This is a genomic window from Pseudoclavibacter chungangensis, assembly GCF_013410545.1.
GTDB lineage: Bacteria > Actinomycetota > Actinomycetes > Actinomycetales > Microbacteriaceae > Pseudoclavibacter > Pseudoclavibacter chungangensis.
Genome location: NZ_JACCFV010000001.1, coordinates 2,455,207 through 2,469,663, shown reverse-complemented (window position 1 = coordinate 2,469,663; position 14,457 = coordinate 2,455,207). Strand labels below are relative to the sequence as shown.

At 71.9% G+C, this 14,457-nt stretch carries 9 protein-coding genes; 5 read left to right on the top strand and 4 right to left on the bottom strand.

Annotation, left to right across the window (positions count from 1 at the left end):
- Nucleotides 1-28 precede the first annotated feature (28 nt).
- Nucleotides 29-1,294, bottom strand: a complete 1,266-nt coding sequence (locus HNR16_RS11025; protein WP_158039778.1) for a GNAT family N-acetyltransferase — start codon at nucleotides 1,292-1,294, stop codon at nucleotides 29-31.
- Between the two features lie 114 nt (nucleotides 1,295-1,408).
- On the opposite strand from HNR16_RS11025, the gene HNR16_RS11020 reads away from it, so the two are divergent.
- The 5 genes from HNR16_RS11020 (at nucleotide 1,409) to HNR16_RS11000 (ending at nucleotide 10,765) form a co-directional block, all read left to right on the top strand.
- Nucleotides 1,409-5,311 carry an AAA family ATPase gene (locus tag HNR16_RS11020; protein WP_158039777.1) on the top strand — a complete coding sequence of 1,301 codons (3,903 nt, stop codon included), beginning with the start codon at nucleotides 1,409-1,411 and terminating at the stop codon, nucleotides 5,309-5,311.
- A 125-nt stretch (nucleotides 5,312-5,436) separates the two neighbouring features.
- Entirely contained in the window at nucleotides 5,437-6,375 is a 939-nt protein-coding gene (locus HNR16_RS11015; protein ID WP_158039776.1) for a carbon-nitrogen hydrolase family protein, read from the top strand.
- A 51-nt stretch (nucleotides 6,376-6,426) separates the two neighbouring features.
- Nucleotides 6,427-6,948, top strand: a complete 522-nt coding sequence (locus HNR16_RS11010; protein ID WP_158039775.1) for a GyrI-like domain-containing protein — start codon at nucleotides 6,427-6,429, stop codon at nucleotides 6,946-6,948.
- 27 nt (nucleotides 6,949-6,975) lie between these two features.
- Nucleotides 6,976-9,624, top strand: coding sequence for a DEAD/DEAH box helicase (locus HNR16_RS11005; protein ID WP_158039774.1), 2,649 nt, complete (start codon nucleotides 6,976-6,978; stop codon nucleotides 9,622-9,624).
- 130 nt (nucleotides 9,625-9,754) lie between these two features.
- Entirely contained in the window at nucleotides 9,755-10,765 is a 1,011-nt protein-coding gene (locus tag HNR16_RS11000) for an iron-siderophore ABC transporter substrate-binding protein (RefSeq protein ID WP_158039773.1), read from the top strand.
- A gap of 63 nt (nucleotides 10,766-10,828) precedes the next feature.
- Here the strand turns inward: HNR16_RS11000 and HNR16_RS18835 are convergent, their stop codons facing one another.
- From HNR16_RS18835 to HNR16_RS10985, 3 genes are all read right to left on the bottom strand, one after another.
- Entirely contained in the window at nucleotides 10,829-12,211 is a 1,383-nt protein-coding gene (locus tag HNR16_RS18835; protein ID WP_158039772.1) for a VWA domain-containing protein, read from the bottom strand.
- Nucleotides 12,212-12,358: 147 nt separating this feature from the next.
- A complete protein-coding gene (locus HNR16_RS10990) occupies nucleotides 12,359-13,519 on the bottom strand; it encodes a TerC/Alx family metal homeostasis membrane protein (RefSeq protein WP_158039771.1) in 1,161 nt (386 codons plus the stop codon).
- Nucleotides 13,520-13,804: 285 nt separating this feature from the next.
- A complete protein-coding gene (locus HNR16_RS10985; RefSeq protein ID WP_192498237.1) occupies nucleotides 13,805-14,416 on the bottom strand; it encodes a histidine phosphatase family protein in 612 nt (203 codons plus the stop codon).
- Nucleotides 14,417-14,457 lie beyond the last annotated feature (41 nt).

Below are 14,457 nucleotides of genomic sequence, written 5' to 3'. Positions count from 1 at the left end.
CGCGTGCGCGTGCGGACCTCCGGCGTGATCAGTCGGTTGCGGTGGGCGTCCCGGCAGCTGCGGGTTCGTCGGTGACGGCTGCCACGTCCGCGGCCGTCGCTGCGTCGGTGACAGCGGCCTCGTCGGTCTCCGGCTCCTCCGGGAGTGGTTCGAGCGTCTTCGTCCACACGCCCTCCACGCCGATCGGCCGGAACCCGAGTCGTTCGCCGAGCGAGACGAGGCGTGCATCCGACTCGGGGCTCCACGTGACGATGCCGGGGCACTCGGGTGCCCGCTCGCGCAGCTCACGCACGAGGCGCGCCTTGGTGAGGAGGCCGAGGCGACGTCCACGGTGCTCGGGGTGCACGATCGTGAGGCCCTGCAGGGCGGGCCGGTTCGGGTGGTCCCGCCACAGGTGCAGCTCCGAGAACGCCACGAGCGTGCCCGTCGGGACGTGCTCGACGCCCACCACGAGCGCCGTGCGGTTCGCGGCGGCGATGCGCACGTCGTTCGACGCGACGCGGTTCACGTCCCACGAGGACTCGCCCGCGGCGGCGTGGCCGGTCGGGGCGTCGCCGGGCAGATCGGCCGACAGGTTCGCGACGCCACCGAGCCACTCGGGCGGCGTCGGGCCGCTCCACACGTGGAGTGCGTACTCGGGTTCGATCGCGGCGAGCGCCGCCGCGATCTGCGCGTCGAGCGCCTCCGTCTGGCTCGCCGCGCCCGATTGCAGGTCGAGGGCGCTCACGCGTTCGACCCCTGCGAGCGACCAGCCGTGATGCGTGAGGAAACGGCTCGACGCGGCGGCGGCGGGCACCCGGCCGACCCCGTCCGGCGACTCGATCCACCCGGCCGACGGATCGAACGGGACACCGGCGACGTGCGGGGCGCGCAGGCGGAGGCGCGTGCGGCCCTCTTCCCGGGCGATGCGTTCGGCCACGTCGATGAGGGCGCCGCCGATGCCGTGCTCGCGTGCGTTCGACGCGACCCCGATGCGGATGCGCGCGGAGTCGAGGGACTCGCGCAGCGGCACCCGCACCGTGGCGAGACCGACGACGGCGTCACCGCTCAGGGCGATCACCGATCGACGCCGCCAGTGCGTCGCGAGTGCCCACAGGGCCGAGACCTCCGCGGCGTCCGTCTGCAGCGCGGCGGCACCGTACTCCCCGCGGCGCAGCGCGTTCTCGGCCTCCGCGAGGAGCTCGATGAGGCGTGGCCCCCCGTCGATGGATTCGGCGGCGGCCGCGCGCGAGCGGAAGGTGGGTGGCGGTACCTCGACGATGGTGAGCGGGATACCGGGAGCGACGTCGTTCACGCGCTCAGGGTACGGACTCCGCCTGAGCGTCGCCATTCCCGTCGCGGCGCGTCGGGTAGCGTACGGGGCGACGGCGACGCGCTCCGCCCCGACCAGGGCGCACCCCTCGACACCATGCATCTGAAGAGCCTCACCCTCAAGGGCTTCAAGTCGTTCGCGCAGCCGACGACCCTCGTTTTCGAGCCCGGGGTGACGTGCGTCGTCGGGCCCAACGGCTCGGGTAAGTCGAACGTCGTCGACGCGCTCGCGTGGGTCATGGGCGAGCAGGGCGCGAAGAGCCTGCGCGGCGGCAAGATGGAGGACGTCATCTTCGCGGGAACCGCGACGCGTGGGCCGCTCGGGCGGGCGGAGGTGACGCTCACGATCGACAACCACGACGGCGTGCTCCCGATCGAGTACAGCGAGGTCACGATCCGGCGCACGCTCTTCCGCAACGGTGGCAGCGAGTACGCGATCAACGGCGAGGGGGTGCGCCTCCTGGACGTGCAGGAACTGCTGAGCGACACGGGCCTCGGGCGCGAGATGCACGTGATCGTGGGACAGGGCCGGCTCGACAGCGTGCTGCACGCGACACCGGAGGAGCGGCGCGGCTTCATCGAGGAGGCGGCAGGCATCCTCAAGCACCGGCGTCGCAAGGAGCGCACCGTCCGCAAGCTCGAGGGCATGGAGCAGAACCTCACGCGCCTGCGCGACCTCACGGGCGAGGTGCGGCGTCAGTTGAAACCGCTCGGGCGGCAGGCGGAGGCCGCTCGGCGTGCGCACGGTATCGCGGCGATCGCGCGGGACGCGCGGGCGCGGATCATGGCCGACGACGTGGCGCGGCTGCGCGCGACGCTCCGCGAGGCGACCGCGTCCGAGCAGGAGCGCAGGGCCGAGCGGGAGGTGCTGCAGGAGCGGCTCGCGCGCGCCGTCGCGACCGCGGAACGCATCGTCGCGGCGCAGCGGGGCGACGCGGTCGACGGCGCGAGACGCGTCGTGTTCGACCTCGAGAGCGTGGCGGAGCGTCTTCGCAACCTCGAACTGCTCGCGAGCCAGCGGCGCGCGCTCCTCCGGCAGCGCCTCGACGCGCCGGACTTCACGCCGAGCGTCACCGCTCGCGAGGTCGAGGACGTCCGACACGAGGCGAGCCTCCTCGACGAGCGGGCGAGCGCGGCCGCCGCCGAGTGGACCGCCGCGGGCGGCTCGACGCGCGACGCACGCGCGGCGCTGGACGAGGTCGACGACCGCATCCGGCAGGCGTCGGATCGTGCGTCGCGCTACGCGGTGCGCGAGCAGGAGCTCAAGGGGGCCGCCGATACGGCCGCCTCGCGACTCGCGGCGGTGCGCGGCGACGTGTTGCGCCAGACGAACGCGCGCGACGCCGCGAGCGCCCGCGCTGCCGACGCCGACGAGGCGCTCGCCCGCATCGAGGCCGACACGTCGCAGGGCGAGACCGACTCCACGGGCCTCGACGAGGCCCACGAGCGTGCGCGGCAGGAGGTCGCGGCGGGCGAGGCGGCGCTCGAGACGCTCCGGGACCGCTTGCACGACCTCGAACGCGAGCGCGACGCGCTCGACGCGCGCGCGACGGCGCTCGCGCTCGCGACCCGCATCCCCGATGCGGCAGGCGCGCTGCTCGATGCGGATCTGCCGGGCGTGCGCGGGACGGTGACGGAGCACGTGCGCGTCGCGCCGGGCGGCGAGGGCGCCGTCGCGACGGCACTCGGGCAGCTCGCGGACGCCGTGCTCGTGGCGGGCCTCGACGCCGCCGTCGATGTCGTCGATCACGCGCGCGACGGCGACCTCGGACGCGTCGAACTCGTCGTGGACGAGCCGGACGACGGGGACGCGCCGCTCGTCGACGACGCCGTCCGGCGTGCGCTCGAGGAGCCGGGAACGAGCCGTGCGAGAGATCTGCTCGACGCGGCGCCGAGGCCGGTTCGTCGCCTGCTCTCGAACGTCGTCGTCGTCGACGACCTGGCTCTCGCCGTCCGCGTCCACGAACGCACTCGATCGCTCGCGGGCGAGCTCGTGCTCGTGACCCGCGGCGGTGAGGTGCTCGGGCGTTCGACGATGCGCGGCGGCTCGGCCGGCACCGGCCGGTCGCGGCTCGAGCTGACCGCCGAGCGGGAGCGGGCGAGCGCCCGCCTCGCGGAGGTCCGCGACGAGGTCGACCGGCTCGCGATCGACGTCGCCGAGCAGCGCGGCGCGCTCGAGCAGGCGCGGTCCGGTGCCGCGGCCGCGCTCGAACGGTTGCGGGCGTTCGACGCGGATCTCGCCCAGCGCCGAGAGGCCCTCAACCGGGCGCAGGCACGTCGGGACGCGGCCCGGGCGGAGCTCGCGCGTGCCGTCAAGGCCCTCGAGCTCGCGGGCTCCGGGGTGGCGGACGCGGAGGCGCGCGCCGAGGGCGCGAGGTCGGCGCTCGACGCGCACCGCGCTGAGCCGAAACCCGTCGTCGACGGTGCCGCTCGCGACGAGTACGCCGCGCGCGTCGAACGTGCCCGCGAGGCCGAGGTGGAGGCGCGACTGCGCGTCGAGACCCTCCGCGAGCGCGCGCGGGCCGAGTCGGGCCGCGCCCGTCAGCTCGCCGAACGGCTCGACGCCGAACGGGCGGCCGCGGAGCGGGCCGCGCGCGAGACGGTGCTGCGACGGCGCGAGCTCGTCCGCACCGAGGACGTGCTCGCCGCATTGCCGCTCGCGATCGCCGCGGTGTCGTCGAGCGTGGAGGAGGCGCGCGACCGGTTGCGCGCGGCGCAGGCCGAACGGGAGGCGCAGGATGCCGAACTCGTGCTCGTGCGACGCGAGGAATCCGAATTGCGTGCGAGGGCGGCGGCGCTCGCGGACGACGTGCACGCGCTCGAACTCCGGATCGCCGAACGCGGCCTCGAACTGCGCGGACTCCTCGAACGCGTCGCGAGCGAGCTCGGACTCACCGAGGCCGTGCTCGTCGCGGAATACGGGCCGCACCGGCGCGTCCCGGGGGACGACGACGCGCTGCGCGATCTCGCGGAGCGGGCCGCCGAGGCCGCGGCCGCCGCGGCCGCCGCGCGGGCGGCGGACGACGAGGCCACGGGCGAGGTGGCCACGGGCGAGGACGCTGCCGGACGCGACCCCGTGGACCGGGACGAGGTCGGCGATGTGGAGGCCGGTGCGGGAACCGCGGTGGGCGGGACGACGTCCGTGCGCGAACGACTCGCCGCGGCCGATGCCGAGCCCGGGCTCGGCGACCTGCACGCGAGCGACGAGGAACGCGCCGCGGCGGGCGAGGGGACCGTCGGCGGGCCGACGCCGCCGACCGAGCCGGTCGAGCCGGTCGAACCCGAGGACGGGGTGCCCTTCGTGCGGGCGGCACAGGAGAAGCGACTCGCGGGCGCGGAGCGGCAGCTCTCGCAGCTGGGTCGCGTGAATCCGCTCGCGCTCGAGGAGTTCGCGGCGCTCGAACAGCGCCACGGATTCCTCGTGGCGCAGCTCGACGATCTCGAACGGACGCGCACGGATCTGCTCGAGATCGTCGGTGAGATCGACGAGCGCATGCGCACGGTGTTCGAGGCGGCGTTCGAGGACACGCGCCGCGCGTTCCACGAGGTGTTCCCCGTGCTGTTCCCCGGCGGCGAGGGCGACATCACGCTCACCCTGCCCGACGACATGCTGCGCACGGGCATCGAGGTCACGGTCAAACCGGCGGGGAAGAAGATCGAGCGGCTCACGCTGCTGTCCGGCGGCGAGCGCTCGCTCGCGGCGGTCGCGCTGCTCATCGCGATCTTCAAGGCGCGCCCGAGCCCCTTCTACATCATGGACGAGGTCGAGGCGGCGCTCGACGACGCGAACCTCGGTCGGCTCCTGCAGGTGTTCCAGGATCTGCGTGCGTCGAGCCAGCTCATCGTCATCACGCACCAGAAGCGCACGATGGAGATCGCCGACGCGCTGTACGGCGTCTCGATGCGTCGCGACGGCGTCTCGGCCGTCGTGGGGCAACGCATCGAGCACGCGGAGCGCGCCGAGCCGCGCGAGGACGACCGGGTGGGCCTCGGGGCCTGAGGCGTCCGCCCGACGGGCGCCGCACCGGATCGCGGCACGTGGGGTCCGGTCCCGGGCTCCTGGTGCGATGATGGGCCCCTGGTCGGCGACGCCGCCGTCCGTCCCTCGACGAACCGGAGGTCCACGTGTCCGAGTCGCAGCTCGCTCGCCCGCTCACGATCGCGATCGTGCAGGCCGCCCCGGTTCCGCTCGGCACCGGGCTCGAGGGATTCGAATCGCAGATCCGCGGCATCGTCGAGGCCGACGCGGGCGTCGATCTCGTCGTGTTCCCCGAGCTGCACCTCTTCGGCGCGGACCGTCCCGACCTCGACGAGCAGAACGAGGCGCTGCGCCGTTCCGCCGTCCCGCTCGACGGTCCGCTCGTGCGCGAGCTCGGCGAGATCGCCGCGCGCTCCGGTGTCGCGCTCGTGCCGGGGAGCGTGTGCGAGCTCGGGGCGAACGGCGAGCTGTTCAACACGGCCCTCCTGTACGACCGTGACGGGACCCTCGTCGCGCACTACCGCAAGGTCTTCCCGTGGCGCCCGACCGAGCCGTACCACCCGGGGACGTCGTTCGTGGTCGGTGAGCTCGCCGGACTCGGCCGCATCGGCCTCAGCATCTGCTTCGACGCGTGGTTCCCGGAGGTCACGCGCCACCTCGCCTGGCTCGGCGCCGAACTCGTCGTGAACGTCGTCAAGACGACGACACCCGACCGGCCGCAGGAGGTCGTGCTGGCGCGCGCGAACAGCATCGTCAACCAGACCTTCACGGCGAGCGTGAACGTGGCCGCTCCCATCGGTGCGGGGCTGAGCCTGCTCGTCGACCCCGAGGGGAACGTCGTCGCGCAGGCCGAGGGGGCCGAGCCCGAGGTCATCGTGCGCACCATCGACCTCGCCGCGGTCGGGCGCGCCCGGGAGGTCGGCACGGCGAGGTGCACCCAGCCGTGGGCGCACGCCCGGCCCGGCGACCCGATCGTGCCGCTGCCGCTCTACGGTGGCCGGCTCGATCCCGAGACGTGGCACCTGCCGGACGCCGGCGACGGGGCGTCGTCAGGCGTGCGTCAGTCGTCGCCGATAGGGTCGTGACGCCGACCGGGAACGAGCCCGTGGCGGGGCCACGAGCGTGAGGAGCGGACGATGAACACCGAGCAGCCTGGCCCCGAGGGGCCCTGGCCGAAGCCCGTCGTCCTCGACGATCTCGAGCCGCGCCACACCGCGGTCGTGCGGCGTGACTCCATCACGATGGCGGGCGTCCACGAGCTGTTCGACCACGCGTTCGGGCCCGTCGCGGAGGCGGTCGGCGGTTCCGGTGCACACATCGCCGGCCCCGCGTTCGCCGCGTACGACGGCGATCTGTCGGGCTCGTTCGCGATCGAACTCGGCTTTCCCGTCGACGGCTCGTTCACCGAACCCGTCGACGCCGGCGGCGAGCACATCATCCCATCGACACTCCCCGGCGGGCGCGTGGCCGTGGTGACGCACATCGGCCCCTACGACGAGCTGCCGAACGCGTGGTCGGACCTCGTCGACGCCGTCGCGACGAGCGGCGGCACGATCGGGAGCCCGATGTGGGAGGTCTACGTGACGGAGCCGACGCCCGACACCGACCCCGCGACGCTCCGCACGGATCTCTTCATCGTCGTCGAGCAGACGGGCTGAGCGTCGGCGCGTGAAAGACTCGGGGGGATGACCTCAGACGCAGCCCCCGGCCCGGCGACCCCGACGACGCCCGAGATCCCGACCCTGCCGGAACGGCTCGGGCTCACCGGCCGTTCGGCGCGGCCCGCCGGGGTCTGGACCGACGAGGAGTTCGACACCTACGATCCGGACGCCGTCTACGACGCGTTCGTCGAGTGGGCTGGCGACCGGGGCATCTCGCTCTACCCCGCGCAGGACGAGGCCGCGATGGAGCTCGCCGCTGGCAGCCACGTCATCCTGTCGACCCCGACGGGCACCGGCAAGTCGCTCGTCGCGGTCGCCGCGCACGCCGTCGCGCTCGCGAAGGGGGAGCGGAGCTACTACACGGCCCCCATCAAGGCGCTCGTGAGCGAGAAATTCTTCGACCTCGTCGACACCTTCGGTGCCGAGAACGTCGGCATGGTCACGGGTGACTCCTCGGTCAACGCGGACGCCCCGATCGTGTGCTGCACCGCCGAGATCCTCGCGAACCTCGCGCTGCGTCACGGCCCCGACGCCGACATCGGCCAGGTCGTCATGGACGAGTTCCACTACTACGCCGACCCCGATCGCGGGTGGGCGTGGCAGGTGCCGCTCATCGAGCTGACGGGTGCCCAGTTCCTGCTCATGTCGGCGACCCTCGGCGACGTCACCGACATCGTCGACGACCTCGAGGAGCGCACGGGCCGCGACGTCGCCGAGATCACGGGCGTCGAGCGCCCCGTCCCGCTCGACTTCGACTACGTCGACACGCCCGCGCACGAGACCGTCGAGACGCTCCTGCAGGACGGCAAGGGCCCGATCTACGTCGTGCACTTCTCGCAGGCCGCGGCCGTCGAACGCGCACAGGCGCTCTCCTCCATCCGCATCGTCGACCGCGCCGGGCGCGACGAGATCGCCGACGCGATCGGCGGGTTCCGGTTCACGACGGTGTTCGGGCGCACGCTCTCGCGCTATCTGCGCTCGGGGATCGGCGTCCACCACGCGGGCATGCTGCCCCGCTACCGGCGACTCGTCGAGACCCTCGCGCAGCGCGGGCTGCTGCGCGTCATCTGCGGGACGGACACGCTCGGGGTCGGCATCAACGTGCCGATCCGCACCGTGTTGCTCACGGCGCTCACGAAGTTCGACGGCGAACGCATGCGGCACCTCACGGCCCGCGAGTTCCACCAGATCGCGGGTCGCGCCGGGCGTGCGGGGTACGACACGGCGGGCTCGGTCGTGTGCCTCGCCCCCGAGCACGAGATCGAGAACGCGCAGGCGCTGCGCAAGGCCGGCGACGACGAACGCAAGCGCAAGCGTGTCGTGCGCAAGAAGCCGCCGACGGGATTCGTGTCGTGGGGCGAGCGATCCTTCGAGAAACTCGTCGAGAGCCGGCCCGAACCGCTCACGCCGACGATGCAGATGACGGCCGCGATGCTCATCAACATCGTCGCGCGGGGTGGCGACGCGCTCGACCACGTGCGCTCGCTCATCGAGTCGAGCCACGTGTCCGCGACGCGGAAGACCGAGCTCAAGCGACGCGCGATCGCGATCTTCCGCACGCTCGTCGCGGCCGACGTCGTGGAGATCGATCGCGACGAGCCGCTGCCCGCGACCCCCGGCGGCATCCGTCGCCCGAGCATCCACCTCACGGTCGACCTGCAACCGAACTTCGCGCTCAACCAGCCGCTCTCGCCGTTCGCGCTCGCGGTGATCGAACTGCTCGACCCGGCGGACGACGGCACCGATCAGGGCCCAGGCACGGGGCACTACGCGCTCGACGTCGTGAGCGTCATCGAGTCGACCCTCGACGACCCGCGGCCCGTCCTGTCGCAGCAGCAGTTCAAGGCGCGCGGCGAGGCCGTCGCGGCGATGAAGCGGGAGGGGATCGAGTACGACGAGCGCATGGAGCGCCTCGAGGAGGTCACGCACCCGAAGCCGCTCGCCGAGCTGCTCGACGAGGCGTTCACGAGCTACACGGCCTCGCAGCCGTGGGCGGCCGACTTCGAATTGCGCCCGAAGGCGGTCGTGCGCGACATGTACGAGCGGGCGATGAGCTTCGCCGAGTTCATCGACTTCTACCAGCTCGCCCGGAGCGAGGGGCTCGTGCTGCGCTACCTCTCCGATGCCGACCGGGCGATCCGCCAGACCGTGCCCGAGGAGTGGAAGAACGAGGAGCTGCACGAGATCATCGAGTGGCTCGGGGCGCTCGTGCGCCAGGTCGACTCGAGCCTCGTCGACGAGTGGGCCGAACTCGTCGACCCGCGGCCCGTGGCGGAGGGCGAGATCGTCGTCCCCCCGGCACCGCCGAGCATCGTCGTCAACCGGCGCGCGTTCACGGTGCTCGTGCGCAACGAGCTGTTCCGTCGCGTGCAGCTCGCGGCGCAGGAGCGCGACGAGGACCTCGCCGCGCTCGACCCGGACGTCGACTGGTCGGCGTTCCTCGACGAGTACTTCGAGGTGCACGACGACATCGGCGTCGACGCGCGGGCACGCTCGCCGAAGCTGTGCGAGATCGACGAGTCGGCGAGTTCGGACGGACGCTGGAGCGTCGTGCAGATCATCGACGACCCGGAGGGGGACCACGATTGGCGCATCCGCGCCGAGGTCGACCTCACGGCGTCGACGGAGGCGGGCGAGGCCGTCGTGCGCGTCACCGAACTCGTGCACCTCTAAGCGCGGTCCAGCCGGCCGGGAACCCGCCGGCGCGCGGCGATCGGAACGTGGGCGGTCCGCGGCGCACGATCCTGTCGACGCCCGCGCGGGTGACATAAGGTGAGGCTCACCTAATGCATGGAGGATCTCGATGGCTTCACGTCTGACCCTGCTCGCCGCCCTCACCGCGACCGCGGCGCTCACCCTCGCCGGGTGCGCCGCCGACTCGGGGACGGAGAACACGACCGCATCGGGGGACGGTGCGTTCCCCGTCACGATCGAGTCCGCGCTCGGCTCCGCGACGATCGAGGCCGAACCACAGCGCGTCGTCACGATCGGCTGGGGCAGCCAGGACGCCGCACTCGCCCTCGGCGTCGTCCCCGTCGGCATGCAGGACATGTCGGACAACACGAGCGACGGCAGCGGGATCCTGCCGTGGGACGTCGAGCCGCTCGGCGGGGCCGAGCCGACGCTCATAGACTACTCGACCGCGGACGTGCCCTTCGAGGCGATCGCGGAGCTCGAGCCCGACCTGATCCTCGCGGTGAACTCCGGCCTCACCCAGGAGGACTTCGACAAGCTCAGCGGCGTCGCGCCCACGGTCGCGTACCCGGGCAAGCCGTGGCTCACGAGCTGGGAGGACCAGGTCACGATCGTTGGGCAGGCCCTCGGGAAGACCGACGAGGCGCAGGCGCTCGTGCAGCGGACGAACGACCTCATCGCGCAGGCGAAGGCCGACCACCCGGAGTTCGCGGGCAAGACCGTCGCGTTCGGCTCGGGGACGGTGGCCGACTCGTTCAACGAGTACCTCGCGTCCGATTCACGCGTCCAACTGCTCGAACAGCTCGGCTTCACGATCGCACCGAGCGTGCCCACCGAGGGCGAGCAGTTCGCCGTGCAGGTGAGCCTCGAGAACCTCCCGAGCATCGACTCCGACGTGCTCGTCGCCTGGTACCTCAGCGACGAGGTCAAGTCGCAGCTCGAATCCACGCCGCTGTTCGCGCAGATCCCGGCCGTCCAGCGCGGCGGCTACGTCGCGTTCACGGACCCCGACATGGTGTACGCGACGAGCGCCGTGACGGTGCTGAGCCTGCCGTGGATGTTCGACACGTACCTGCCGCTGCTCTCGTCCGCCGCGAAGGGCGAGGCGACGACCACCTGACGCCGCGATCAGGGGAGGGTCGCGGACGGCCGCGCGAGCACGTCTCGCGCGGACGTCCGCGCGTCACCCCACGATGCCGAGCGAGCGCGCGCCGGACAGCCAGTCGGGGAACTCCGTGAGCAGCAGCCGGTAGAGCTCGTCGTCGCTCATCCGGTCGATCTCCTGCACCGGGAAGAAGTCCACGTTGTCGATCACGCGGCCGCCCATGTCGTCGAGCTTCTCGAGGACGCCGAACGAGCCCCGCTTGCCGATGCCCACGAACTGCCAGAACGCGGGCAGGTGCGCCGCCTCCGTGATGAGCTTGATGATCGGCCGACGGTTGCTGAACCCGCCGTCCGTGAAGAAGAGCACGAGCGTCGGAACGGGATCGCCCGCCCGCAACTGCGACACGATCTCCCGCATGATCGGGATCTCGCTGTTCACGAAGCCGATGCCGTCGTAGTCGAGCCCACCGTGGACGCCGCGCAGGTGAACGAACTCGTCGAGCCACGCGTCGAGGTGCTCGACCCGCAGATCGGGGAGCGCGAGGAACGCGTCCGCGTACAGGTAGCACTCGAGCGTGCCGTCGTCGTCGAGCTGCGTCGCGACGGGCACCATGCGCTCGACGACCCGGCGCACGACACCGTCCCGGTACTCGCGCGTCATCGATCCGGTCTTGTCGAGCACGAGCAGGACGCGGGCGCGGATGCCCGTCGCGTTCTTGGCGAGCAGCACGCGGTGCACCTCCCGCTTGCGCAGATCGAGCACCTGTCGCTTCTCGAGCGAGAGCGCCGCCTCACCCGGCACGGTGCGGGGGCCGCTCGCGGCCTGCGGCGCCGGTGCGGGTGCGGGTGGCGGGGCGGTCGGTCCACCGATCGGTCCGCCCCGCGGCGGCGCGGCCGGTGCTGCCGGCGGGACCGGTGCCGACGGCGCGACGGACTCCGCCGGTGCCGCGGGGGTAGGCGCGGGCTCGTCCTCGATCGTCACGCCGTGCTCGCGCGCGAGCGCGGCGAGCCCGGCGTTCCAGCCCGCGGACACGTTCCGGAGCTTCCAGCCGGCCCCACGCCGGTAGATCTCCGCGAGGACCGCGGCACGTTCCTCGGACAGGTCGCTCGCGAACGCGCGGTGGACCTCGTGACCGTCCGTCACCGTGACGCCGAGCCCCGCGACGTTCGCGAGCGAGCCCGCGGCGCCCTCGTCGAGCGCGACGGACACGACGAGCGTCGTCACGTCCGCCGGAACCGCGATGAGGTCGGCCGCGACGCGGTCCGGGCCGAGCAGCCGTACCGCGCCCTCGGGCGAGGCGGGCTGGTTGTAGAACACCATGTCCGCGTCACTGCGCACACGGCCAGAGTCACCCACCTGGAACACGAGCAGATCCACCGTCCCGGGCGACGCCCCGCTCACGGCGATCTCGATGCGGTCGGTGGCGAGGGCGGTGTTGCCGCCCCTGATGAGATCCGTCACGGAGCGGAGCCTATCCGGTCGCGTCGACCGCGCGATCACAGGCCGACGGCTGCGGGACGGCCCCCACCGGAATGCGGCCGGGTGACCGTGGAGAGACGGCGAACGCCCCGCCGAGCGGGGCTCGGCGGGGCGTTCGTGATGCGGCGACTACTTGTCGTCGTCGCTCGGGAGTTCGAGCGAGGACGTCCGTGCCGACACGCCGTGGTCCGAATCGTCGACGGGTGCGGATGCGTCCGTCGCGACGGCAGCGGCCTCCGTCGACTCGGCGTTGTGCTTCGTGAACGAGCGCGACTCCTCGACGGCTGCCGCACCGGGGTGCTCGGCGAACACCTCGTCGGCCGACTTGCCGCGCGTCGCGATGAGGCTCGCGATCGTGGCGATCGCCAGCACGCCGAAGATGACGAGCAGCGAGAGCCAGATCGGGATGTCCGGCGCCCACGCGACGTTCTCGCCACCGTTGATGAACGGCAGCTCGTTGTCGTGCAGGGCGTGCAGCACGGCCTTGACACCGATGAACGCGAGGATCACGGCGAGGCCGAGGTCGAGGTAGACGAGCTTCTCGAGCAGACCACCGATGAGGAAGAACAGCTGACGCAGCCCCAGCAGCGCGAGCGCGTTCGCCGTGAAGACGAGGTACGCCTCCTGCGTGATCGTGAAGATCGCGGGGATCGAGTCGAGCGCGAACACGACGTCGGTGAGACCGAGCGCCACGACGACGATGACCATCGGCGTGAGGATGCGCTTGCCGTTCTCGACGACCGTGAACTTGTCGCTGTTGTAGTGCTCGCTCGTGTGGAACCACTTGCGGAACACGCCCACCCACTTGGGCATCTCCGGCTCCTCGTCCTCCTTGAAGGAGTCGACGGCGAGCTTGATCGCCATCCAGATGAGGTAGCCACCGAAGATGAAGAACACCCAGACGAAGTGCTCGAGGATCGCGGCACCGCCGATGATGAAGATCGTGCGGACGAGCAGCGCGATCGCGATGCCGATGAGGAGGACCTTCTGCTGGGCCTCCTTGGGCACCTGGAACGAGGTCATGATGATGAGGAACACGAAGAGGTTGTCCATGGACAACGCCTTCTCGGCCGCGTACCCGCCGATGAACTCACCGGCGTGCTGCCAGTCCCACACGAACCCGATGCCCACCATGAGCAGGACGGCGAGCGCGATGTAGAACAACGACCAGAGCGCCGCCTCCTTGAGGGAGGGGACGTGCGCGTGCTTGACGTGCGAGTAGAAATCGAAGAAGAAGAATCCGATCGTCACCGCGATGGTGACGCCCCAGATCCAGAGTGGAACGTCCATGACGCCTTTCGGTAGGCAGCCCGCTTCCGAACGGTGCTGTAGTCCGAAGGTCTCTTCCGCCGGAGATCCCGGCCGACGACCCCGGGATGCCGATGGCGGCTCCGTGTTGACGAGATCGTCGCGAGAGGAATACTCCCCTTCACGAGGTGACACGCTACACGATGGATGTTTCCGTGGGATCAACCGCGAGGAGGAGTCCCGGTCTCCCGGACGCGTGTTCGCACGGGGCGTGCGCCGCACCTCGGGTCCACCGATCCGCCGGGGCCCGCGACGGCGGGCGGCGGCTCAGTGGCGCCAGTCGCGTGGTTCGTCGGTCCGCGAGTCCACCGGGAAACCGCCCGCGAGCGTCACGTGCATGCCGCCGCCCGCGTCGACCTCGATGATCGACAGTGTCGAATTACCGATGATCGGGCCCTGGCCGCCCATCACGTGATCCAGGACGGACAGGATGACACTGCCGTGACTCACGACGAGCACGTCCTCGTCGTGGTGGCTGCGCGCGACGTCCCGGAGGGCCGGCAGGACGCGCGCGAGGACGGCGTCCTCGGACTCGACCGACGGGTCGGCGAGATCCACGGGCGTCCCGTCCGTCCGGAAGTAGCTCCGCCCCTCGAAGCGTCCGAAGTCGCGCTCGATGAGGTCGGCGATCGGCGTCGGCGCGGGCAGGCCCGTCGCGGACGCGATCCGCTCGGCCGTCGCGACGGCCCGCGTCAGCGGGGACGAGTACACCGCACACCAGCCGCGCCTCGCGAGCATGAAGCCCGCCTGGCTCGCCTGCTCGAGGCCGCGCCGATTGAGCGGGATGTCGCTCCGACCCTGCAGCAGGCCGCCCGTGTTCCAGTCGGTCTCGCCGTGGCGGATCAGGCCGATGTGCATCGCGCTCCTCGAATCGGTCACCCCCATCCTCCCATCGTCGCGAAGACCTCGGTGACGCGACG

What these genes read in the sequence shown, in the direction of transcription:
- HNR16_RS11020 (WP_158039777.1), top strand. Translation starts at nt 1,409, where the DNA reads ATGCATCTGAAGAGCCTCACCCTCAAGGGCTTCAAGTCGTTCGCGCAG.
- HNR16_RS11010 (WP_158039775.1), top strand. Translation starts at nt 6,427, where the DNA reads ATGAACACCGAGCAGCCTGGCCCCGAGGGGCCCTGGCCGAAGCCCGTC.
- HNR16_RS11005 (WP_158039774.1), top strand. Translation starts at nt 6,976, where the DNA reads ATGACCTCAGACGCAGCCCCCGGCCCGGCGACCCCGACGACGCCCGAG.
- HNR16_RS11000 (WP_158039773.1), top strand. Translation starts at nt 9,755, where the DNA reads ATGGCTTCACGTCTGACCCTGCTCGCCGCCCTCACCGCGACCGCGGCG.
- HNR16_RS10990 (WP_158039771.1), bottom strand. Translation starts at nt 13,519, where the DNA reads ATGGACGTTCCACTCTGGATCTGGGGCGTCACCATCGCGGTGACGATC.